This is a genomic window from Aquimarina pacifica (genome assembly GCF_000520955.1).
Taxonomy (GTDB): Bacteria; Bacteroidota; Bacteroidia; order Flavobacteriales; family Flavobacteriaceae; genus Aquimarina; species Aquimarina pacifica.
The window spans coordinates 43938-67084 of record NZ_JACC01000022.1; the positions used below are offsets into that span (position 1 = coordinate 43938).

Genomic DNA, 23147 nt, shown 5'->3' on the forward strand with positions numbered 1-23147 from the left:
ATTATAACTGTGTAATTACTTTGGTTAAAAGCTCAGATATTTCTAACATCTCTTCTCTATTAAGTTTTATATTAGTTTTGAAATCGCGTTTATCAAGTTGCATATACAAACTCCATTTTTTATTATACCAAAAACATCCAGCTTTTAAATCACTACGACTTTTATATGTGACCTCAGTATAGTTTTTGGGGATTATATTCAGTACTTCTTCATTTATAATTTTTATTGATTTTATTAGCCCATCAATTTCATCTGAATCTAAAATGGCTTTCATTCCTGCATAGTATTGATTTTTTGATGTATTTTCAATTAATAAAGCACTTATTGAATCACCGGAAATCATATCGGTATATTTTATTATTTGGAGATTAATTTTATTTGACTTTCCAATGTCAATGAATTGTTTTTCAATTAATGTTCCAGATTTAGCCGAAAATATTTCTGCATTACTTTGATTAGATTCTATTTTTTGACTTTGTGATACTATGGTGTTTGATACTAATAGCAATGTAATTAGAAGAAGTTTTTTCATTTTTTAGCTTTTAGATTAATAACAATCACATTTATAATCCATGATATATTTGTGAAATCGTTCTCCATAGGAATCAGAATCGTAATATCCACCATATTGGAAATTACTCCAGTTGGAAGGAGGGATTCCACAGAAAATATATGTGCTTGTTATATAATTGTATTCATTTCTCTTAATTTCAGCTATTACAAATGTTTTATACTCGTAAGTGTATACAGTAACTTTATATAACCATGAAGAGTCTAAAGTATAGTTGCTCAAACTACTATAATAATATCCTTTTATTTCAATAAAATCTATTAGGTGGTCACAATCTACCTGTTGTGCTAAACATTTAATATTAACTAACAGGAGTATTATCAAGGAAACCATGAAGAATTTTATTTTTCGACTCAAGCTTTTCATTACTTTAATTTTATTCAATAGTAGATCCATCAGAGAAAATAATTTTTTCTGGTTTCCAGATTACCTTAATATCCTTTAAGTCTTTATTTTTTAGGGCTTGATCTCCATCATTGAACTGGTTGTAGTCAGTTGATGCATTCCATGTAGCTTCACTATTAGCTTGGATGGCTTGATCATAGACAAAACTTAGAGACTTTATCTTATCACCAAAAAGGTTTGTAAATTCAATTTGACCCTTAACAGCTCGGATTTCCTTATCAGATTTATTTTGAATTGCAAACTTATAGGTTATATAATCCTCATAGTTATATTTACTAAAGCCTTTTTTATAGCATGTGACAATAACACTTTCGGAAAGTATTCGAATCCTTTCTTCTTCTTCATTTTTGACTTTTTTTGCTAATTTTTTCTGTTCTTTTTCTATTTTATCTTGTTCAGTTTTCCATTTTTTACCGTCATCAAGTATTTCTTGATAGGTCATACCTTCTAGTTCCTTGTCTTGAAGTTTTAGTCTTATCATTGTACCTGCTAAAAGCATTAATTCAGTTGAATCCAATTTTTCTTTAATCTCGAGCATATCTTTTTCAGCTTTTTCTTCGCTGAATTTTTTATTTAAAGGTGATGAACAAGAAATAATTAGATATACGAATGCAGGAAAGAGTATTGTTTTTTTCATTTGTATTATTATTTATCCTATTGATGAACCATCAGAGAAGATTATTTTTTCTGGTTTCCAAATGACTTTTAAATCCTTCAAATCTTTATTCTTCAAATCACGATCTCTATCTACATATTGGTTGTAATCAGTAGTGGCATTATAATTATTCTTTCTCCCGGACTTTATTGATTCATCATATACAAAACCTAATGAATTAATTTCATCTCCAAAAAGGTTTGTAAATGAGATTAAACCTTTAACTGCTCTTATATCTTTTTCAGATTTATTATGTATTATGAAATTATATGTTATAAATTGTTCATAATCATACTCTTTGTACCCCTTTCTGATGCATTGTACATCAATAATGTTTGAAAGATCATGTGGATCATTTGATTGGACTTCCATAAAGTTTCTTTTTAAGATTAATACATTCCAAACTTACCAACCATAAAAACCAATCCCTTGTGGTTTTCCACAGAGCATCAAAATGTTATAAATAAAATGACCTCACAGGTTTCGAAAACCTGTGAGGTCTATTCAAAAACTTGTTGTCTTATACAAGCTTAGATTTGAAAAACGTTTCTTTAGTATAAAACTTTAATTAGGGCAACTCCAATTGGTTTTGTCAGCTTTATCAACATTATTCTTCCAGTGTAAAGGTTGAAGATTATTGTCATCATCATTTCCTCCATTCGCTACGGGATTAATATGATCAATCTCCCATCCATAATCTGATTTTCTGTTTCCATGCTCAGAATATTTCATTTTTTTACCACATTTATCTTTTCTCCAGGTGTCCACCGGTTCGCCACTAATTACTTGCCCTTTTTTCCAAACATCTTTCTTTTGTTGATTGGTCCAAGCTCCACCATTTTGGTTTGTGTTTTCATTTCTTGCCATTTTTAATAGTTTTAAAATTAATAATGACTAAACTTACCTCGATCAAAAAAGAATCCCTTGTGGTTTATCACAAGGGATAGCGATATGAGCTAAAATATGATTAATCGATTAACCCTAATTGATTAACGATATATGTTAATTGTACATTGTTTTTGGCATTAAAATCGTCTCGAAGCTTTCGTATTCGATCTTCTACAGATCTTTTACTATTAGGTTCGATATCATTTTCTACTAAGTATTGACTTATTTCTTCATGTTTATATCCTTGAACTAGTAATTTTAGAATTTTTATTTCGTATTGATCCAATTGTAACACATTTTTTTGATGTAATGCATCCTTTGATATCGGGCATGTATATATGTTATCTTGATCAACTGCTGTGATCGCTTGCACAAGTTGAGTTAAACCATACAGACCTTTACATACGTATCCATCTATTTTATGGTTTGTGAAAAAGGATTTGATGATAGCAGGTTTCTTTTCACCCGTAAAAACAATAATCTTAATATCTGGTTGTATTGTTTTTACCTTTTCGATAAGTTCTTTTCCTGTAGTTATCTTATTTTTTTTATAATCTAAAGCAAACGAAAGATCACTAATTAATAGATCATAAGGAGTATTCTTTTGTAGTGCTTCTCTTATTTTGAGTAGGGTTTTATCACAGAATTGCGCAGTATCTACGGTTGCTTTGGTATAATCGCTAACCGCAGATACAATACCTAAGTTGTCACTATCTTCATCTTCGGCAATCAAAATTTTTGCAAACATATTGTATTCAAATTATGGTGTTAGAACAATAGAAGCTTTAAAACCTTCTTCTGGTTTTGAATCAAAAGTAATTTTTCCTCCTATGTCATCTATGCGGTTTTCCACATTGAGTAGTCCATTTTTAGAAATTGATTTATCAAGATCAATTCCTAGACCATTATCAGTATAATTTACAGTAATCTTTTTCTTTTCTTTAGCAAAAATTATTGCCACAATACTTGCTTTACTATGTCTTTTCATATTAGTAAGTAACTCTTTGAGTACCCAGTAGAGTTCTTCCTTTTTACGAGGAGATACTTCTGTCCAGAAATCGTTTTCTAATTCACTGGTAATTATCTTTGTTTCTTCATCACCATAAGAATTTAGAAGTGATATTAATTCATCGCCGTACTCTTCTCCGGTTTCAATATTATGATCTCTAGAAAAGTCTCTGATTTTATGATATACTGTATCAAATCCTTTAAGAATCTTAAGATTTTCCTGATGGCTTGTAAAACCTGAAACCTTTTGCAATTGAAGTACTAGGTAGTAAAGATCATTTCCTACTTCATCATGTAGTTTTTTGGAGAGCCTGTTTCTCTCTTTAGTTTCTGCCATTTTGGTTTGGTGTTTACGGTATCGGTCAATAGAAATTCCGATAATCGATACTACAATGATTATAATCAATAGCAATAGTTTTTGGTTGGCACTACGAACTATCCTTAAATCTTTTTCTGCCGTTTCGGCTTTTAACTCAAGTACTTTTTTACGATTTTTTTCGGTATCGTATTTTATTTTGGCGAATTGATTTTTGGCTTGTTGTCTGGCGATATAGATACTATCCGTTAGTCTTTGATATTCAATAGCAACTTCTTTTGGATTCTCTTCTAATTGAATGAGGTAGGAGAGAGCTTCTATTTTTGATGTGGCACTCTTTAATTGCTCTGCTATTTGATAAGCTTTCTTAGCATTGCCAATGGCAATTTTATCTTGCCTAAGGTTTTTATAATATTCAATTAAATGGATATAACTTGAAAATTGTCCAGAAAAATCATTTTCGTCTAAGCGTATTTTAAGAGTACGTTTTAGTTCATCTTCTGCCAGATAACTTTTATTAGCCGACCATTTAGCATATGCTAAATTATTGAGGATTCGCGCTTTTTCTTTTTTATTAAGTTTAAGTGTGTCAACAGATAATTTAGAAAGTATATCGATGGCTTTTTTAGAGTTATTATTTGTTAAATGAACTAAGGCTAAGTTATTTTTATAGATAAGCTTATCTGTCTGATTCTTGGTTTGTATAATTGCTTTATTATACCAATAGATAGATTCATTATAATTGTTTTGTCTTTTAGAGCTAATTGCCAAAGTATTATACACAGAGGCTATATGTTTTTTGTCTACTTTTGGATCTAAATATTCTAAAGCCTCGATTGAAGTTACTTCACTACCAATAAAATCTCCCTTATTATTCTGTATAGTTGCCATTGTCAATAACCTTTTAGCAGCATTAGAATATTCTTCTATGGAGAGATGATAATTTTTCGAGCGGTTTAAGTAGAAGAAAGCACTATCCAATTTTGATGCTTTATAGAAATAGTTCCCAATTTTAAAATTAGCTCTTGAAAGCATTATGATGTCATTTGTAATTAATGCCTTTGTCATTAGTGTTTTACCATAAAAAAGAACACTATCATACTGCTTAGCTTTGTTATGTAATGTAATTTTATAAGAAAGGATTTTTTTCTCTAAAGAGTCTAGACCAGTATTTATAGCTAATTTGTAAGAAGAGTTAATTGAGGTAATACGTTCGGGTAATGACTTTTGTTTGTCCCTTGCATTTTGATAAAATAGGGATATACTATCTATTTTTGAGCTTTTTACTTTGATAATTGCATTGTTGCTGTCTGAACAAGAGATAAATAAAAATGAATAAAACAGTAAGATAAGTGTACTATGTTTAAAGTAGTTTACTTTCATGTATTGAAAGTACTAAAAATATTAAAACCGCACCATATTAGTGCGGTTTTGATTTTTATTAATTAGGTATTTGCCTATTCATCATCATCGTCCGGAACTACAACTCCTTCTTCTCCTTCTGTAGCTAATTCTTCTATGCCGATTTCTTCGGATAAACCTGCGGTTGAACAAGAAAATAAAGACATATTAAACATTACTATTGCTATAATTAAAAATGATCTTCTCATCTTTTTTTGTTTTTGAAATTGAACAATAGTGTTGCTGTCCGGGTCTTGAATCCAGATGATTACCTGCCTTTCAGCAACACGTTAAATGAGAAGAAGCGCTTCTTCGAGTTTGGGAAGTAGTTTGGAAACAAGCAGACAAGAAGAGGTCATTTTACTTCCCAGATCAATTCGCTGATCCTGTCTTGTATTTCCTTTATGAATTGTTTTGTATAGTATAAAAGTGTTTTGTTTTTAGACTTTTATTTAAATAACAATCACGACTCATAAATTGTTAACACTGCAAATATGTTTTTAAAACCAAAATTTTGAATGGAAATCGAATAGAAGTCTTATAGAATTTTAATAGAACCCTTTAATGATGAGGGATATGATGTGGTTTTCCACAATGAGATTTCCATGAAAATTCCTACTTTTGACTATATATACTATCAAATTCATGGAGGTATTTAAGAAAATCGTGGCCCTATCGTTCATAGAAGCATATCAAAAAAATCCACACATAACATCAAAAACAGGATTGGCAAGAAAGATTTCAGAAAGTATAACTGAAAAAGAAGGAAAAGCTCCTGATGACAAACATTATAAGTCTTTACTAAATTATTTTGATTTCTATTTTAATGATGGTAAAAAAAAAGAGCCGACTGAAACTTTAATTAATAAGTTACTGGGTTACTTAAAATTTGATTCAATGGGTCAATTTTTAAAAAATCAGCCAAGTGATTTGAGTTATTTAGAAAGAGTACCTTTTGTAGATTATAAACCTAAACCTTCAGTAGAAAATAAAGATGATATTTCAGATTTTAAGAATGATATAGATGATGACGAAGTAGTGAAACCTATTAAGGATTCTGAAAATGGGAGATTAAAAAAAATAACTATCGTTATAACCTTTATAGTATTTGCTTCAATACTGTATTTTAAACTTAATAATCAGCAAAAAAACTGCATGATCTGGGTAAAAGACCACTATGAAAAAATAGCTTGTGAAAAAGCTGATGGTCTTGAAGTATCAGTAAATGAAGAGTTATTAGAAAATTTTAGAAAAGTAACGTTAGACACCACAATGACATTTTTTAAAAATGGAGAGGCTTTGTTCTGGTATGATAAGACAAAAGGAGTGGTAGAGTTCTTTAATAGTCCGGGAATACACCCAAAACATAGAACAAAATTATCGCCAATTACCGAAACGATTATAAGAAAGTATGTTTACAAAGAAGAATAAAAAAACAGGCTTTGTTTAAACCAAAATAAAAAAACCCAGATCAACTGATCTGGGTTTTCTTTTGCTGTGCGGGCGGAGAGACTCGAACTCTCACACCTCGCGGCACTAGATCCTAAGTCTAGCGTGTCTACCAATTCCACCACGCCCGCATTATAACTTTACAGAAACTTAGGACTATCTGCAAAAGCGAGTGCAAATATAAACAATACTTTTAAAATAAAAAGAACCTTGACAAAAAATATAAACTTTTACCCAATACTTTTAAATAAAACTAGGTATTAGTACTTTTAGACAGAAAAACTAACACTAACTCATGCAAAATATAAAAGCTTACGTTCAGGAACATCAAGATCGGTTTATCAATGAACTTCTTGAACTTCTCAAAATACCTTCTATCAGTGCCGATTCGGCTTATGAAAAAGACGTCATCAAAACCGCTGACGAAATCAAGAAAAGCCTCGAAAAAGCAGGGTGCGATATGGTCGAGATCTGCTTGACACCGGGATATCCGATCGTATACGGAGAGAAAATTATAGATCCCAATTTACCTACCGTTTTGGTATATGGGCATTATGATGTACAACCACCAGACCCTATAGACCTTTGGGACAGCCCGCCATTTGAGCCAGTGATCAAAAATACCGATCTACATCCCGAAGGAGCCATTTTTGCACGAGGTGCTTGTGATGACAAGGGGCAGATGTATATGCATGTCAAAGCCTTAGAAATCATGACCCAAACAGAACAATTGCCTTGCAATGTTAAGTTTATGATCGAAGGAGAAGAAGAAGTGGGCAGTAAAAGCTTGAGCTGGTTCGTATCCAATAATCAAGAGAAATTGGCTAATGACGTAATTTTGATCAGTGATACTGGGATGATTGCCAAAGATGTGCCCTCTATCACAACAGGGTTGCGCGGATTAAGCTATGTAGAGGTTGAGGTAACAGGACCCAATCGAGATCTGCATAGTGGTTTGTATGGTGGAGCTGTAGCAAATCCGATCAATATACTGACCAAAATGATCGCCTCGTTGCATGACGAAAATAACCACATTACCATCCCCGGATTTTATGACAAGGTAGAAGACTTGAGTACCGAAGAACGGGCAGCAATGGCAAAAGCCCCATTCTCTCTAGATGACTATAAAAAATCATTAGACATCAATGCCGTATATGGCGAAGAAGGATATACCACCAATGAGCGCAACTCGATACGCCCAACATTAGATGTTAATGGCATTTGGGGAGGATACACAGGAGAAGGAGCCAAAACTGTGATTGCCAGTAAGGCCTATGCCAAAATATCGATGCGATTAGTACCGAATCAAGATTGGGAAGAGATTACTGAATTATTCAAGAATCATTTCGAGCACATTGCTCCCGAAGCAGTCACCGTAAAGGTAACACCACATCATGGCGGGCAAGGCTATGTTACCCCAACCGATAATATAGGATATCAAGCCGCTAGCAAAGCATACGCAGATACTTTTGATAAAACTCCGATTCCTCAACGCAGTGGTGGCAGTATCCCTATTGTTTCATTGTTTGAGAAAGAACTAAAAAGCAAGACCATCCTTATGGGCTTTGGCCTGGATAGTGATGCCATACACTCTCCCAACGAACATTTCGGAATCTGGAATTATCTAAAAGGGATCGAAACGATTCCGTTATTTTATAAATATTTTACAGAATTAAGTAAAAAATAATGTGGGCATTCCCCCGATTGGAGATCGGGGTCGGGCGCTACGCTATATCTTTTTTGATCTATTTCCTTCGCACACTCAGGAAACAGATCAAAAAAGGATGCCGCTACGATCCCTAATGCAACTATCCGATCGGCAATAATTATATAGTTACACATCCCAGACGTGACAGGTTTTCGGAAACCTGTCACGTCTTTTTATATAGGACTAAATCAGCGCAGGTCTTTGATTATAGGGAACACTTTTTTGACTCTGAAGAGCTATGGCATTTGGGCCTTAATAGGGATTAGTTTCTATTTCTTCTGTATAAAAATAAGCCCAAAAGCAGACACCCTAAGACCGCCAAACCAATACACCAGTACCATAAAATGGTATTCTCAAAAGCAATAGGAGTAGCATCCCCAACCAAATAAAATCCACCCCAATAAAAAGGATCTGTACGGTTAATATTTGCAGTTTTTAGATATTGTAATTTGGCCTGTTGTAGTGCTTTTGCCTTATTCATTCCATTTTTTAGGTTGGAGTAGAAATTTCGCATTAATATCGGAGTAGTTTGATCTGATATTTTCCAACTACTTAACAATAAACTTTTGGTGCCCGCATATTGAAAAGCGTTACCTAGACTCATAATTCCTTCGCCTTTAGCAATTTTACCGCTTCCAGTATTACATGCACTTAGTACTGCAAGTTCTGCAGGGATATCTAATGAGAATAACTCGTGTGCATATAATAAATTATCTTCTATAGTATCTTTACTTTTCGTGAAAAATAATTTAGAATTTTGTGGGCGTTTATTATCTACTTCGCCGTGTAATGCTAGATGTATAATACTATAATTACTTATATTTTTTTTAAAGTTGGATTCAACGGCTTCTGATCCATAATAATATTGTCCGTCAATAATATCGGCAATAGCCTTGATTTCTTTGCGTGTTCCTGGTAGATCATCTCCTGCATCTCTAAGACTTGCGAAGCTCATAGACGTCGAAGTATTAGTATTGGCATTGTCAGAAAAAGAGAATGCTAGACATTCTGAACGTTTTTCAGAATTGAGTTCCCTTTTAAATGGATCAAAAAGTAGGGTGGCAGAATTTGCATAAGTCACCGCGTAATCATTTAATAGATATGATAAATTCTTAGGATTATTAGAGGAATCGTCTTGAGTAAGCAACAATTCGAAATTAAGATACCATAGTGGACCATCGGGTATAATGATCAATTCATCTCCTACGATTTGATCTTTGATAGGGCCAATAATTTGCTGGTATAATTGGTAAGATATTGTTTTGAATACCCGTGTATCTTTAGAAGTGATAGAAGTTCTTAAGTTTTCTATTTGTTCAGTTAGTTTTAGTGTTGCTATTTCCTTTACAGCAATATTATTTTTAGATATAGTAAATGCATAGGTGGTACTATCCGAGGTGAAAAACTCTAATACTGTTGTGCTCTTTTTTAATTTTTTTTGGATCTCTTTTACAGAAATAATATCGTTTTGATGTTTCAGTTGGTAATATTTAGGATATTCTTTCTCAAAAACGAGGAGTAAAGAATCCTGTGTTTGATCAATAGCAAAAAGTTTATTTTCATACTTTTTTATTTTTATTGAATCTATGGGACTATTGGATTGTTCACCAAGAATTTGAGATTGATAAAAAGCACTATTTGTTTTAAGATTTTGTTCTGTTTCTAACAAAGTTTTTGATAACCCAGCAACTCCTTTCGCATTAGTCTCTGCCAATAGTTCTTTTAAGGTGTTGGCTTTACTTTTTTCTGCATAGTAAAAGGCTTTTTCTAATGAATGTTGTTCTTTGGTTTCCTTGTAGGCTAATAAGCATGCCTCAATCCCATCTGTATAAGCTTCTTTTGCTAGTTTAGAAAAGGTTACCTTGTCTTGATAATTCTGATAGGATTGTCGGATGGTATTAATGAGAATATCAATGTTTTTGTAAAGAACAATACTTTGGTCCAAATCTTTTTTTAGCCCTTTTTGAAGGTAACGATATTGTAATGTTTTAGCTTTTCCTTGTAATGCTTCTAAAAGAGTTATATTGTCATAATAATGATTCGGATCAAAGGTGCTAGAAACTATTTTTGTATTATTATTTTTAAGATTGGATAATATAGCCTTGTCGTAGTATTCAATGGCTTTCGTATATTCTTTTTGTTTTTTATAAAGAGCACAAATTTCAAGATAAATTATTATTGTAGAAACATGTTTTTCACTATAGATACTGTGCATCATACTTAGTCCTTTATTATAGTATTCAAATGCTATCTCATATTTTCCTTTTTCAAAATAAACTTTTCCGATTTGTGAATAAGTATCTGCTGTCTCGTGATGGTTTATTCCGTAAACAACATTGTTTATCGATATTGATTTTTTGTAATATTTTAAAGCATTGGTGTAATCTTTTTTTGTCAGATAAAGGTTTCCAAGATTACGTAACACAAAGGCAACATTATTATGGTTATTCACATAAGCAGCTTCATAAATGTTTAATGCTTTGTTATAATAGTTCAGTGCTGCTATTGTATTTCCATTATGTAGCGAAAGAGTACCTAAATTATTGTAAATAATTGCATTACGTAAATGTTTTTTCCCAAAGATTTCAATCCTTAGATCTAAACTTTTTTTAGAAAACTTTAACGCTTTATTATATTCTCCTTTTTTTTCCAAAACAACACCCATATTTAGATATAGCAAGCTTAAGGGATACTTGTTTTTCTTTTCCTGAAGTATAAGAGGTAAAGCCTTTTGATAATATGTCAACGCAGCATCAAGTTGATTCTGTTTCTCATAATATTGACCAATATTAAAATAACTTTGGGCAGCAAATATATGTTCCTTACCATAATTTTTTATGATAATCTCTAAATCTTTTTTATAGCACATTATGGCATTTGTAAAATCCCCAAGTTGAATATAGACACCTCCCATATTATTATAGGTATTTCCAGTTTCTGGATGATTTGGTCCGACAGTTTGTATATAGATAGCTTCGGCTTTCTTATAATACTGTAAAGACTCATTATAGTTCGCCTTAAAATAGTTTAGTAGCCCTAGATTTGCATATGATTTTGCAATACTAATATATATTTCGGGGAATAGTTTTTGTCGAATGGCTAATGCTCTGTGATGATATTCTAAAGCTTTATCATAATTAGTTTTTTTTTGATAATAATTGCCCATATTATCATATGCATTAGCCTCTTCATTAGTGTTTTTTTCTAAGTGCGTGTTGCAAATTTCTATTACTTTTTTTATGTTTTCTAAAGACTCATCAAGCTTATTCATTCTCCATTGATTTTCGGAGATTTTATTGTAGCAATTGGCAACTCTTTTCCATGTTTTTTCTTTTTTATATAGAGGTAATGCTTTCTTGAAATAAACGATAGAACTATCTGGTTTTCTATCTGCTAAAAAAGAATCTGCTTTTTTGTAATATTGAGAAGCGAGGATGGTGTCAATTTTTACCTGTCCTTGGATGTTATTACTTATCACAAGAATTAGAAGTAGATAAGACAAAACGGAAAAAGGTATAGTTGGTTTCATAAGTATAGAAAATGATTATAACTATTAATAGCAAAAAACGTAAGAATGTTACTTTAGCCATTAATATATTATTTTTTAATTTGTAATCAATTCATTAAATACGTTTTAATATTGAAAAAATTCTAAAGCTCACTCTACATTTATAGAATTTCAGACTGTTTGAGCGTAGCGAGTTTCTGAAATTCAGGAGTTGAGCAAAAAATTTAAACAAAGTTTTGTAAGCCTAGACTTTTTTGTTTAGCTCATGCGGTATTATTTATGGGTAAGGAATTCGTGAATCTCCATTGTCGATTTCTTTTTTTGGCAATGAAAAAAAGAAAGGAGGAATGTTTTAGAATTTTTCATTGGCCCCACGCATATATTTTTTCTGGGATCATGTATATTTCAGCGGTAGGTTGTATCGTATCATATTTGATAGAAGTTTTCGAGTCTCAAAAAAGGAGTGAGAAATAAGTGCATCTAGCTCGTTACAGCATATTCAGACCTCACAGGTTTTAGAAACCTATGAGGTCTTTTCGAATACCAATTTAATTTTGAAAATATGATATCGAATTTTGATTTTGAAGAAATAGTGCAGAATGTACATGGTATTACGAACTCTTTCTTTTATATAAAAACAAGCACCCTGCAAGAATAGCAATACTTGCAAAACCAAGAAACCAGTATAGAAAGGTAGAACTTCCCAAATCTATAGCTGCAGAATTACCTACAAGATAAAATCCACCCCAATAAAAAGGATCTGTTTGTATGGCATTGGCCGTATTGAGAAACTCTAATTTTGCTTGCTGCAAGGCCTTGCCTTTGGTCATACCCTCTTTTAAATTTTTATAAAATTTCTCCATCAAAATAGGAGTGGTTTGGTCTGATACCTCCCAGCTGGTTAAAAGTAAACTTTGAGTACCTGCATACTGAAAAGCATTGCCTAGACTCATGATGCCTTCTCCTGCGGCTATTTTACCACTTCCTGTATTGCAGGCACTGAGTACCGTAAGCTCTGCGGGGATATCAAGTGCAAATAGCTCATGTGCATATAATACGTTGTCTTCTAGCGTGTCCTTGATTTTAGTAAAGTAGAGTTTTGAGTTTTGAGGATGCTCATTATCTATTGCTCCATGCAATGCTAAATGAAGCATCTTGTACTTGCCTGCATTTTTTTTGAAATTAGCTTCTACGGCTTCTGAGCCATAAAAATATTGACCATCGATAATGGTTGCAATATTTTGAATCTCTTCGCGAGTTCCCGGTAGGTCGTCAATAGAATTTCTTAGTGTTGCCATGCTTGTGTTTCCGGTTTTTGCCAAGGCAGTACTATCCGAAAAAGAGAATGCCAGACATTCTGGTTGTTTTTTTCCTGGGGACTTACTTTGAAAAGGAGTAAACAATAACGTAGCCGAATTGGCATGTGTAATAGCATAGTCACGAAGTAAATAGGATAGTTTTCTAGGGTTGTCAGAAGTATCTTGTTTTGTCAATAATAGATCAAAATTAAGATGCCATAAGGGGCCATCGGGTATAATAATTAATTCATCACCTTTGATGTGATCTTTTAGAGGGGCTATTAATTGAGTATAAAGTATGTTTGAGGTGGTTTTGAAAGCGTGAATATCCATCGCAATAATGGCATTTCTAAGCGTCTCGATATTTTCTGTTAATCGCGGTGTTGCAATTTCTTTTAGAACAATATCATTTTTGGTAACCGTAAAAGCATAGGCTGAGCTGTCTAACGTAAAGAATGAAATTAGGGTAGTTTTTTTATCCAAATTTTTCTGAATACCCTTTAACTTAATGACAGCATTCTTATGTTTTAGTTGATAATATTTTGGATAGTTTTTTTCTAATACAAGAAGTAAAGAGTCTTGTCTTCTGTTTATATCAAAAAGTTCATTTTCATACCTTTTTATTTTAGAAGAGTCAATAGTTGCCTTTGACTGTACTTCAATAATTTTTGATTGATAGTAAGCTTTATCTGTTTTTAGGTTTTTCTCTATTTCAAGTAAAGCCGCTGGCAATCCAGAAACTTCCTTGGCATCCATATCAGCAAGTAGTTCTTTTAATATATTGGCCTTGCTTTTCTCAGCATAAAATAAGGCTTTTTCTAAGTTTTCTTCTTTTTGACTGTCTTCATAAAGTAATAACTGAGCTGTTATTGCATCGGCATAGATTTCTTTTCCTAATTTAACCAAAGATAGTTTGTCTTCGTAGTTTTGAAATGACTGACGAACTTTATCGATTATCAAGGGGATTTTATTGTAAATAGCAACACTTTGTAGTATATCTTGTTTTTTATGATTGTGCTTATATCGAGACGCTAAAACGCTAGCTTTGCCTTTTAGAGAGGTTAGTAATATTTCTAAATTATAATATTGATGTAGGTCTAAGCTTTTGTTATCTGATTTTTTACTGTCCTTAGTATTTGCCAAAATGGCGTTGTCATAGGATGCAATGGATTCATCGTACTTTTGTTGTTTATAATAAACTTCAGCGATATGATTTTGAAGGTCAGATGTTCGTAAGTCCGTTACTCCATATGCTGTTTTATGCATTTCTAAACTTTTTCTAAAGTAAGATAATGCTTTGTCATATTCGCATTTGTCAATATATAACTGTCCTAAGGGAACATATGCTTGGGCGGTTTTGATATGATGTTCACCGAACATGTTTTTTGTAATGTTTAGGCTCTTTGTTAAAAAAGCCAATGCTGTGTCATATTCTTTCTTTAATGAATACATGGAGGCGAAGTTTCTGTATTGTACAGCGATCTTGTCATGGTTTTTTCCATAAATACCTTCATACACTTGCAATGCTTTTTGATTATATAGTAACGCATTTTCATAATCATTTGTTTGTGTCAGAACAGACGAAATATTAGCATAGTTGTCACCGATTTCGGGATTATTTTCTCCATAAATTTCAAGCCCTATTTGTAGGCATTGCTGATAATATTGCAAGGCTTTATCATATTCTTTGTTTTCGTACATAAGAGCACCAAAGTTTTTGTATAACATATTTAATCCATAGTTGTCTTTCTCTCTGGTTAGAATAGTTAATGCTTGTTGATACTGTTGTAATGCCTTGTCATTTTGTTTGATTTTTTCATATGCAGAACCCTTATTAACGTAGCTATAGCCTATGTATAAATGATCTTCACCATAGTTTTTGATAGATATTTCTGAAAATTTCTTGTAATATTCTAATGCTTTTTTGGGTTGGTCAAGGGAAGAATAAATGCCCCCAATATTAAAATACGTATTCCCAATTTTTTGATTGTAGGGATCTGTTATTTTTAAGTAAATATTCACTTCCTTTTTATAAAACGTAATAGCCTTATCATATTCAGCGATAGCACTATATATCCTTGCAAGATACCCATACGACTGGGCTATCTTTAGATGATTTTCTGGAAATATTTGTTGCCGTATTTTCAATGCTTTTAAACGATAAATAATCGTGTTGTCATAATCAGAGAGTTTTTCGTAATAAAACCCAATATTGTTGTAAGCATAGGCCTCATCCTCAGTATCTTTTAGCTGATGTGCTGAAATTATTTTTAAGGCGGTTTCAGCATCTTTCTTGGATGCGTTAATATTTCCTATCCGCCATTTGTTGTGAGATAATTTGCTATAACAACTAACTACTTTTTTCCATGTTTTGACCTTTTTATAAAGCGGTAAAGCTTGTTTAAAAAACTTTAAAGAGGTTTCATATTTTCTTTCGTGTAGTAAAGAATCAGCTTTTTGATAGTATTGAGAGGCGAGTAGCGTATCGATTTTTACCTGAGCTTGTATTGAATTAAATGACAGAATGCTAATAATGATACAAATTTGAGTTATGATAATAACAGAAATATGTTGCTTCATGAGTATTTGATGTTGTTGAGGTTATAGAAACAAAGAACGTAAAAATGTTAGTTTATTGGGTGTTAAAAATATTGTCTGGCTAATTTGTTGAATGTATCGTGAAAATAAAAATTTGCAATTTCGGATTCTTTACTCTACATTTGTAGAACTATCTCTAATAATGTAGAACAATGCAATTGTCAAAAACAGAAGAACAACTTATGCAATATCTCTGGAAACTAGAGAAAGCCTTTATGAAGGATTTACTTGATGAATTTCCAGAACCTAAGCCGGCAACCACTACAGTAGCAACATTGCTTAAGAGAATGACCGACAAGGGATTTGTGCAGTATACGTTGTATGGCAAGTCAAGAGAATATTATCCGTTGGTCAAAAAGACGGATTATTTTTCTAAGCATGTAAATGGTTTAATAAAGAACTTTTTTAACGACTCAGCGTCGCAGTTTGCATCATTCTTTACTTCAGAAACGAATCTTTCGACTTCTGAATTAGAAGAACTCAAAAAAATTGTAGATCAACAAATCCAAAAACAAAAGAAATGATTATCTATCTACTAAAATCGTCCCTTTGTATGCTATTGCTATGGGGATTCTATGTATTGTTTTTAGAAAAAGAAAACATGCATTATGTCAAAAGATGGTACTTGATGTTTAGTTTGTTTTTTGCATTGATTATTCCTTTGGTCACATTTTCTTATGAAACCGAAGCTATTGTTGAAGCAGAAACCATGGCTCCTGTTGTTACTCAAGAAGTCATAGCGGCTAATGTTGTTAATGACCAGATTGCAGGAGCTTCATACCCATATTGGATGTTTTTATTATGGGGTATTTACGGGATAGGGGTTTTAGTTTTTGGTTTTAGATTTGTTAAGCATCTCAAATGTCTTACTAGAGAAATCAAAAGAAATGAGCAATTAGAAGAGCCATCTCATATCAATGTATTGGTTCCTGATACTATAATACCACATACTTTTCTGAATTATATTTTTGTTCCTAAAAAGGAATATCATGAAAAAAGAATCCCAGAAGAAGTGTTGCTTCATGAAAAAACACATGTGAGTCAAAAGCATACGCTAGATATACTTTTTGTAGAAATTCTACAAGTACTCTTTTGGTTCAATCCATTATTAGTTTGGATTAAAAAATGTATAAAGTTAAATCACGAATTTCTAGCAGATCAGACAGTGCTTAAACGTGAGTTTTCAGTTCAAAATTACATGAACTTACTCGTAACATATCCAAACGGTCCTCATCAGGCCGGTTTTGCGAGTCCTATTAATTATTCATTAACCAAAAAACGAATTCTTATGATGTCACAACAATTTTCTAAAAAAAGAGCAATAGCTCGAATACTATTGCTCTTACCGGTTTTATTAGGGTGTATGCTGTTATTTAATAATAAAATTGTCGCTCAGCAAACGAATGTAGCACATGTAAAAATTGCAGATAATACAGATCCCGATAAAAAAATTAAAATTCGTGTAAAGGGAGAGCAAATTACTGTCAATGGTACGGCAACTGATTTATCTGGTTTTACAAAAGCAATCGATGAAGTTACAAGACAATGGAAAGATGATGAGTTAAAAGCTGCTCAATTTGATATTCAAGTAATGAATTCGAATGATCAATTCCTTGACAAGTTAAATGCGGCTTACGAAAAAACACGTTTACATATATCAAATCCAGATGGACACAGCCTTATTCCACCTGCGCCACCAGCAGAGCCCAAATCACCAAAATCAGATACAAGTACAGTTCCTGCACCCCCACCAGTAGCTAAAGAACCGGTGTTAGAAGAAAAAGCCGTTCCTTCTCCTCCTAAAGTAAAGAAATACCCTTGTGGAGGTAAAAAAGTGACTGTTATCGTGCCGAGCGAATCTTCGGTTCATTCTTCTTCTTATTATGAACAAGAGATTGTAGAAGCATTAGAAAAAGCTGAACAGGCAAGAGCAATGGCAGAAGAAGAAGAAGAAATGATACTCATCGCAGATGCTGGCGATGAACATGAGATTGTGATTCTAGATGCTAAGAAAGATCAGTATGCTGCATTAGAAGCAGTATATGAGGCTAAAGCGTTTGAAATAATTGATGTAGAACGAATTCGTCATGAAGCACGTATGGCGCAAGAGGCATCATTACAAGTAAGAGAAGAGGCAATGAGAAATGCAGAAAAAGCCAGATTAATAGCCGAGGAAAGGGTACATGTTCATGCAGAAAAGGTACGTGAGGAAGCCAGAAAATATGCAGAAAAAGCTCGAAAGCAGGCAGAAAAAGAACGCCAGAAAGCATATAAAGTTAGAGATAAAGCTTTGAGACAAGCAGAAAAGGCACGCGAAGAAGCTCGAAAAGCAGCCTATAAGGCAGCAAAAAATGCTAAATAGAAAGTTTAAACAATAATAAATACAATAAAAAGAGGCTAATCTCTCATTACTATACTATGTAGTAATTAGGATTTAGCCTCTTTTGTTATTATACCACTAACTGACTTTCAATGGTATTAGGTATTTTTTGTATACCTAATCGGGAAGGGGAAATTTTTATGACTTTAATATCTTTAATCTCATTCGGTATATTTTTCCGGTTTCAGTATTGATATTCGTCTTTATTTTTTTGTAGTTCAATCTGCCTTTTACATAATCATCCACTCCCATTTTTTCAGAATTTACAGTAAGCACAACGATTTCTCCATTGGCATTCAAAGTAAATTCAACGTTTGCCTTAACTTCATTTTGTTCGATGTCCATTTTAGGAGCTTCTAGAAGTGTCGTGATTTCTTGTCTTAATTGTTGTTTTGGGTTTGCATCGATTGTATTATTTGCGAATACTTGTGATGAAACAATAATTACCAATGCTGCGAATACTACTTTTACGTTTTTCATTTTTTTTAGTTTTTTGTTTGCAGGTTAAAATAGATTATGAAACTATTTGTTCATTTTTACAGGGCAAATGTAGTCGGGATCAGGGGTTCCTTTTTCAATTAAATGTTTCTAAAAAGTTTATAAATTGTTACTATTACGTTAAGTATTGATTTTTAGTTTAAAATTAAAATTTGACATATTTGTATGTTTAAGAAGTTATTGTATTGTGAATTATGCAAATTTCAATCATATTTATGTAAATAATTATTTTTTAAATATATAATTTTGATAAATCAATAATTTAATAAAAGTTTTTAATATTATCTAAATGTTAAGAGTAGGATTTTACTTACGTCAGCATGTTGCGTATATGAGTTTACGACTTGCTCTTTTTTATGGATTCGGTTTTTATTTTTTTAGTGTACGATTAGTGTTGTAAAGGGTGTTTTTCTAAACTATTTTTATATACTGTAGTATCACTACCAAATGGTGGTATACATGAAGTTAGGAGAATAATAAATGTAAAACCTAAGGTGTAAAGAATTATCTTTGCAAAAAATTAAAGATTATGAGTCGAGGGCAAGGTCCTGATAAGGGAAAATCAAGAGGGAAAAGAGATGGTAATGCAGGAAGTAATCCTAATGCAAGAGATAAAAATGTGTCCCGACAAGGAAGTAAGCCATACAGAGGTAAAAGTTCTCAGAAGAAGTCAAATACATCGCCGAAGAAACTTGTTGATTCTGATGAGATGAGACTTAATAAGTATGTGGGAAACTCTGGAGTGTGCTCAAGACGAGAAGCTGATTTGTATATTCAAACAGGTAGTGTGTGGGTGAACGGAAAACCCATTACTGAGATGGGGTATAAAGTAAAGCTTACAGATGAGGTGAAATTTGATGGACGTGTCATCACGCCATACAAGAAAGAATATGTGCTTCTTAATAAGCCTAAAGGGTTTGTAACCAGTACAAGCCCAGAGAAAACAAGAACAGTAATGGATTTGGTGTCTAATGCTTCAAAATCAGTGTTAAAACCTGTCGGTAGGTTAGAACGTAATACTACTGGGTTGCTTTTGTTTACTAATGATGTCGATTTAGAAAAGAAACTTACGCATCATAAAAGCGGAGTGCGTAAATTATTTCATGTAGAATTGGAGCGTAATCTAAAGTTTGAAGACTTACAGAAAATAGAAAAAGGGATAAAGTTAGAGGAAGGTTTTATTACCGTTGATGAGATTTCTTATATAGAAGGAGTGTCTAAAAATGAAATAGGGATTGAATTACAGTCTTCTAAGAATGGTATTATTCATAAGCTTTTTGAACACCTTAATTATAGTGTGGTCAAGTTAGATAGAGTGATTTTTGCTGGATTAACAAAGAAAGATCTTCCTAGAGGGCACTGGAGAATTCTTACAGAGCAAGAAGTGGTTAATTTGCGAATCATGTAAAGCGGCGCTTTAAAGTAATTTTAGACAGATTAATATGTAATTACATATTATGTAATACGGGCATATCTAGTGGTTTCTTTTTGAATAACTCCCATATAAAAAGCGCGAATACTAATACATACTCAAGGCCAACCATCCACAAATTTTCTTTAAAATCAGGATGTATATAAGCCGTATAGCTAAGTATTACTGTAAGGGACCAGAGAATAGGGAACCTGTATTTGGTGAAGATACATAGTGATAACGGAACTGCAATATACCATGGGTGGACCGTAGTTGATAGAAAATAATAGATGCATATGCCTAATAGCATTGCAGTGATTAGTTGCTTCGTATCTCTATTTTTTCTAAAGAATGTTATGCATAGTAATATGATGATTACTATTAATGGAATTATTTTACCGGTAGTCTCTATGATATTCCATCCTACAATTTGATAACCGATCCATCTGATCACAAAATAAATACTGGCATTAAATTCGAAATTCTGAAACCATAGACGAATAGTACTGCTAAAGTTAGTAAGGAAAGATCCTGATAAAAACGGAGCAAAAGTTAGAAAGACGGTCATCAGAACTATACTATAAAATCGAAACAATTTTGATATTCCGGTGGTTGTGAGTTGATTGTTTGTGGTCGTGTTAAAAACAAGCTTTTGAAAAAATAAAGGCAAAAATAACAACGGAATTAGTTTTACTGATATAGAAAGTCCTAAGATAATGGCAGCCCAATACCAATATCCTTTATGTAAGAGGTATAATGAGTATATGATGAAAAAGACCATAATTCCTTCAAAATGAAGGTTGCCGGTACATTCGATAATAATAAAAGGATTAAGGATGTACCAGAAGATTCTTTCTTTTGGTAAGTCTAAAGCTTGTAGTAGTTTTTTTCCGAAGAAAAAAGTACCTATATCTGCAAGTATGAGTAGTGTTCTGAATACCATAGCAGAGCCTATAATACTTTTGCCGGAAAATATAGCCGCAATAGCATAACAGAATTGAGAGATGGGTGGGTAATTGGTGTAGTGACTACCATTAAGTTGCCCCATACCATTATACAGTTCTTGGGCTTGGGTAATAGGAATATTTTCTTGAGTAACCCAGACTTCGGGTAGCGATAAGTAAGGGTTTAATCCTTCTATCAACATTCTACCATCCCAGATAAACCTGTAAAAATCTTGAGATAAATTAGGGACTGCGAAGAAGAAAATAATTCGATATATAAGTGCCGAAACTGCTAATATTTTCCAATGAGTTTGTGTTCGGTGGATACTTGCGTAAGATAGGGCAAATAGGCTAACCCATACACTAATTAGTAAGGTGACATCTGTACGTTCTACTTGGTAAGCGAATCCCCAATATAGGGAACAACTGAGTACGAGTAAGGATATAGAAAACCAATATGATTCGTCTAATTTGCCTAAAAATTTACCTAAAGAAGAAATTGAGAAACGATACATAAAACAAACATACTTGTTTTTTGTTAATTCAGTTCTATGTCATGGTCTGTTATGATTTTCAATACCACCACATATGTTTTTACTAATAATTTCTTCTTGCTATTCTAAGAATATGGCTTAAAACTTAGATGTAACGGATTTAAAAAATACAAATGCGAACCCCAAGAATAACATAATATGAAATAAGAATAGACCAAAATCCTGAAGAGCAAAGGCGCTATATAGGGCAAAACCAAAATAACCCATTAAAAATGCTTCTAGGATAGTGTTTCCTGAAATATTTTTATTAATATACTTATTCTCTTTCCATGAGCCCTTTAGTGCTTCTATATTAAATTTGGGAGTACGAACAAATTCACTTTTCTTACCAAAATGACCTTCTAATACTGCCATAGAATTATGTACAGAGAATCCCATTGCAATAGAGAAAAAAGTAAAGAACATTTTTATGTATTCTAGGAAATTCCAGAATCCTTTGCCATGTATTTTTTTGAATGTATGCCAATAACAAAAGAAAAATATAACTGTACTTAGTGCAAAAAATGCAATTACGTTAAAATACCAGCTAAATAGAGGGTTGTTATTTTTTATGTACATTACGGGTACGCTAAGAACTGCTACCAAAAGTACTAACAAGAACATGCTGCTATTAAGAAGGTGGAAAAAGCTATGAAATTTGGTTTTAAGCGGTACCGTTTTATCTTTGAGAAGTTTCCAGTATAGTTTCTGAAAATTTTCTGCTGCGCCCTTATTCCATCTAAATTGTTGAGAGCGAGCTGCACTAATAACTACAGGTAATTCTGCAGGAGTTTCTACTTCTTCGAGGTATTTGAACTTCCATTTTTTAAGTTGTGCTCTGTAGCTTAAGTCTAGATCTTCGGTAAGGGTGTCTCCTTGCCAATTTCCTGCGTCTTCAATGCATTCTTTTCGCCAAACACCTGCGGTTCCATTAAAATTAATGAAATGATCTTTAAAATTACGCCCTACTTGCTCCATGGTAAAATGGAAATCTAAAGCAAATGCTTGAATTTTTGTAAGCATTGAGTAGTCTCTGTTGATATGACCCCATCGGGTTTGTACAACCCCAATTTTTTTATCTTTAAAATAAGGAATGGTTTGTAATAACCATTTTTTTCCGGGTAAAAAATCAGCATCAAAAATGGCAAAAAATTCTCCTTTTGCTATTTTTAAACCTTCTTTAAGTGCCCCAGCCTTAAAACCAACTCGGTTCTCTCGGCGTATGTGTGTAATATCTAATCCAGTTTCCTGAAGTTTTTTGATATGTGTAGCGGTAGAAATAACAGATTCATCTGTCGAGTCATCTAATACCTGAATTTCTAATTTATTTTTAGGATACTCAAGTTCGGCAATATTGTCTAAGAGCCGATCCATTACATATAGTTCATTGTATACGGGCAATTGTACCGTAACATAAGGGATTTCTTCTTCTTTAGAAAAATCAAAAGTTACAGAATCATCTGAGTGCTTTCGAGATTTTAGATAATTAAAAAGAAGATTCAGTTGGGCCAGGCTATACAAGAATATGATTAGCAAGGCAAGTGTGTAAATTATGATGATAGCAATATCCATTCGT

General features: G+C 32.7%; 18 protein-coding genes and 1 tRNA gene. 5 read left to right on the forward strand and 14 right to left on the reverse strand.

What is annotated here, in order from left to right; all coding sequences use genetic code 11:
• Position 1 precedes the first annotated feature (1 nt).
• The 8 genes from DZ60_RS0112395 to DZ60_RS25165 form a co-directional block, all read right to left on the reverse strand.
• Positions 2-532: a hypothetical protein gene (locus DZ60_RS0112395; RefSeq protein WP_025742389.1), complete on the reverse strand. Its 531-nt coding sequence runs from the start codon at positions 530-532 to the stop codon at positions 2-4.
• 15 nt (positions 533-547) lie between these two features.
• Complete coding sequence (locus DZ60_RS0112400) at positions 548-937, reverse strand: hypothetical protein (RefSeq protein WP_161634400.1); 390 nt, start codon at positions 935-937, stop codon at positions 548-550.
• Positions 938-947: 10 nt separating this feature from the next.
• Positions 948-1613, reverse strand: coding sequence for a hypothetical protein (locus tag DZ60_RS0112405; RefSeq protein WP_025742391.1), 666 nt, complete (start codon positions 1611-1613; stop codon positions 948-950).
• A 12-nt stretch (positions 1614-1625) separates the two neighbouring features.
• On the reverse strand, positions 1626-2003 hold the full coding sequence (locus DZ60_RS0112410) for a hypothetical protein (protein WP_025742392.1): 378 nt from the start codon (positions 2001-2003) through the stop codon (positions 1626-1628).
• A gap of 192 nt (positions 2004-2195) precedes the next feature.
• On the reverse strand, positions 2196-2498 hold the full coding sequence (locus tag DZ60_RS0112415; RefSeq protein ID WP_025742393.1) for an HNH endonuclease signature motif containing protein: 303 nt from the start codon (positions 2496-2498) through the stop codon (positions 2196-2198).
• Between the two features lie 100 nt (positions 2499-2598).
• Positions 2599-3267: a DNA-binding response regulator gene (locus DZ60_RS0112420; RefSeq protein ID WP_025742394.1), complete on the reverse strand. Its 669-nt coding sequence runs from the start codon at positions 3265-3267 to the stop codon at positions 2599-2601.
• 12 nt (positions 3268-3279) lie between these two features.
• Positions 3280-5226, reverse strand: coding sequence for a tetratricopeptide repeat-containing sensor histidine kinase (locus DZ60_RS0112425; RefSeq protein WP_025742395.1), 1947 nt, complete (start codon positions 5224-5226; stop codon positions 3280-3282).
• A 74-nt stretch (positions 5227-5300) separates the two neighbouring features.
• Positions 5301-5453, reverse strand: coding sequence for a hypothetical protein (locus tag DZ60_RS25165; RefSeq protein WP_161634401.1), 153 nt, complete (start codon positions 5451-5453; stop codon positions 5301-5303).
• A 436-nt stretch (positions 5454-5889) separates the two neighbouring features.
• On the opposite strand from DZ60_RS25165, the gene DZ60_RS0112435 reads away from it, so the two are divergent.
• Positions 5890-6675: a hypothetical protein gene (locus DZ60_RS0112435; RefSeq protein ID WP_025742396.1), complete on the forward strand. Its 786-nt coding sequence runs from the start codon at positions 5890-5892 to the stop codon at positions 6673-6675.
• A 67-nt stretch (positions 6676-6742) separates the two neighbouring features.
• On the opposite strand, the gene DZ60_RS0112440 is transcribed toward DZ60_RS0112435, so the two are convergent.
• Positions 6743-6824: transfer RNA gene (locus DZ60_RS0112440), tRNA-Leu, on the reverse strand.
• A gap of 164 nt (positions 6825-6988) precedes the next feature.
• Between DZ60_RS0112440 and DZ60_RS0112445 the strand changes: the two genes are divergently transcribed.
• Positions 6989-8380 carry a dipeptidase gene (locus tag DZ60_RS0112445; RefSeq protein ID WP_025742397.1) on the forward strand — a complete coding sequence of 464 codons (1392 nt, stop codon included), beginning with the start codon at positions 6989-6991 and terminating at the stop codon, positions 8378-8380.
• 283 nt (positions 8381-8663) lie between these two features.
• Here the strand turns inward: DZ60_RS0112445 and DZ60_RS0112455 are convergent, their stop codons facing one another.
• Positions 8664-11930 carry a CHAT domain-containing protein gene (locus DZ60_RS0112455; RefSeq protein ID WP_025742399.1) on the reverse strand — a complete coding sequence of 1089 codons (3267 nt, stop codon included), beginning with the start codon at positions 11928-11930 and terminating at the stop codon, positions 8664-8666.
• Positions 11931-12520: 590 nt separating this feature from the next.
• Positions 12521-15787 carry a CHAT domain-containing protein gene (locus DZ60_RS0112460; protein ID WP_025742400.1) on the reverse strand — a complete coding sequence of 1089 codons (3267 nt, stop codon included), beginning with the start codon at positions 15785-15787 and terminating at the stop codon, positions 12521-12523.
• Between the two features lie 170 nt (positions 15788-15957).
• Between DZ60_RS0112460 and DZ60_RS0112465 the strand changes: the two genes are divergently transcribed.
• Positions 15958-16329: a BlaI/MecI/CopY family transcriptional regulator gene (locus tag DZ60_RS0112465; RefSeq protein ID WP_025742401.1), complete on the forward strand. Its 372-nt coding sequence runs from the start codon at positions 15958-15960 to the stop codon at positions 16327-16329.
• Positions 16326-18167: a M56 family metallopeptidase gene (locus DZ60_RS24275; RefSeq protein ID WP_025742402.1), complete on the forward strand. Its 1842-nt coding sequence runs from the start codon at positions 16326-16328 to the stop codon at positions 18165-18167. The genes DZ60_RS0112465 and DZ60_RS24275 overlap by 4 nt, the downstream gene beginning before the upstream one ends.
• Positions 18168-18323: 156 nt before the next feature.
• Here the strand turns inward: DZ60_RS24275 and DZ60_RS0112475 are convergent, their stop codons facing one another.
• Complete coding sequence (locus DZ60_RS0112475) at positions 18324-18665, reverse strand: hypothetical protein (RefSeq protein ID WP_025742403.1); 342 nt, start codon at positions 18663-18665, stop codon at positions 18324-18326.
• 547 nt (positions 18666-19212) lie between these two features.
• Between DZ60_RS0112475 and DZ60_RS0112480 the strand changes: the two genes are divergently transcribed.
• Entirely contained in the window at positions 19213-20091 is an 879-nt protein-coding gene (locus DZ60_RS0112480) for a pseudouridine synthase (protein ID WP_025742404.1), read from the forward strand.
• Positions 20092-20131: 40 nt separating this feature from the next.
• Here the strand turns inward: DZ60_RS0112480 and DZ60_RS0112485 are convergent, their stop codons facing one another.
• Complete coding sequence (locus tag DZ60_RS0112485) at positions 20132-21553, reverse strand: glycosyltransferase 87 family protein (protein WP_025742405.1); 1422 nt, start codon at positions 21551-21553, stop codon at positions 20132-20134.
• Positions 21554-21670: 117 nt separating this feature from the next.
• The gene (locus tag DZ60_RS0112490; protein ID WP_025742406.1) at positions 21671-23143 is read right to left on the reverse strand and encodes a cellulose synthase family protein; all 1473 of its coding nucleotides are present in this window, start codon (positions 23141-23143) and stop codon (positions 21671-21673) included.
• Positions 23144-23147: the final 4 nt, after the last annotated feature.

Bases quoted from the DNA above. Each gene is read 5' to 3' on its own strand.
- DZ60_RS0112485 (WP_025742405.1), bottom strand. From the start codon at position 21,553: ATGTATCGTTTCTCAATTTCTTCTTTAGGTAAATTTTTAGGCAAATTA.
- DZ60_RS0112395 (WP_025742389.1), bottom strand. From the start codon at position 532: ATGAAAAAACTTCTTCTAATTACATTGCTATTAGTATCAAACACCATA.
- DZ60_RS0112420 (WP_025742394.1), bottom strand. From the start codon at position 3,267: ATGTTTGCAAAAATTTTGATTGCCGAAGATGAAGATAGTGACAACTTA.
- DZ60_RS0112455 (WP_025742399.1), bottom strand. From the start codon at position 11,930: ATGAAACCAACTATACCTTTTTCCGTTTTGTCTTATCTACTTCTAATT.
- DZ60_RS25165 (WP_161634401.1), bottom strand. From the start codon at position 5,453: ATGAGAAGATCATTTTTAATTATAGCAATAGTAATGTTTAATATGTCT.
- DZ60_RS0112425 (WP_025742395.1), bottom strand. From the start codon at position 5,226: ATGAAAGTAAACTACTTTAAACATAGTACACTTATCTTACTGTTTTAT.
- DZ60_RS0112445 (WP_025742397.1), top strand. From the start codon at position 6,989: ATGCAAAATATAAAAGCTTACGTTCAGGAACATCAAGATCGGTTTATC.
- DZ60_RS0112435 (WP_025742396.1), top strand. From the start codon at position 5,890: ATGGAGGTATTTAAGAAAATCGTGGCCCTATCGTTCATAGAAGCATAT.
- DZ60_RS0112415 (WP_025742393.1), bottom strand. From the start codon at position 2,498: ATGGCAAGAAATGAAAACACAAACCAAAATGGTGGAGCTTGGACCAAT.
- DZ60_RS0112405 (WP_025742391.1), bottom strand. From the start codon at position 1,613: ATGAAAAAAACAATACTCTTTCCTGCATTCGTATATCTAATTATTTCT.
- DZ60_RS24275 (WP_025742402.1), top strand. From the start codon at position 16,326: ATGATTATCTATCTACTAAAATCGTCCCTTTGTATGCTATTGCTATGG.
- DZ60_RS0112475 (WP_025742403.1), bottom strand. From the start codon at position 18,665: ATGAAAAACGTAAAAGTAGTATTCGCAGCATTGGTAATTATTGTTTCA.
- DZ60_RS0112460 (WP_025742400.1), bottom strand. From the start codon at position 15,787: ATGAAGCAACATATTTCTGTTATTATCATAACTCAAATTTGTATCATT.
- DZ60_RS0112490 (WP_025742406.1), bottom strand. From the start codon at position 23,143: ATGGATATTGCTATCATCATAATTTACACACTTGCCTTGCTAATCATA.
- DZ60_RS0112465 (WP_025742401.1), top strand. From the start codon at position 15,958: ATGCAATTGTCAAAAACAGAAGAACAACTTATGCAATATCTCTGGAAA.
- DZ60_RS0112410 (WP_025742392.1), bottom strand. From the start codon at position 2,003: ATGGAAGTCCAATCAAATGATCCACATGATCTTTCAAACATTATTGAT.
- DZ60_RS0112480 (WP_025742404.1), top strand. From the start codon at position 19,213: ATGAGTCGAGGGCAAGGTCCTGATAAGGGAAAATCAAGAGGGAAAAGA.
- DZ60_RS0112400 (WP_161634400.1), bottom strand. From the start codon at position 937: ATGAAAAGCTTGAGTCGAAAAATAAAATTCTTCATGGTTTCCTTGATA.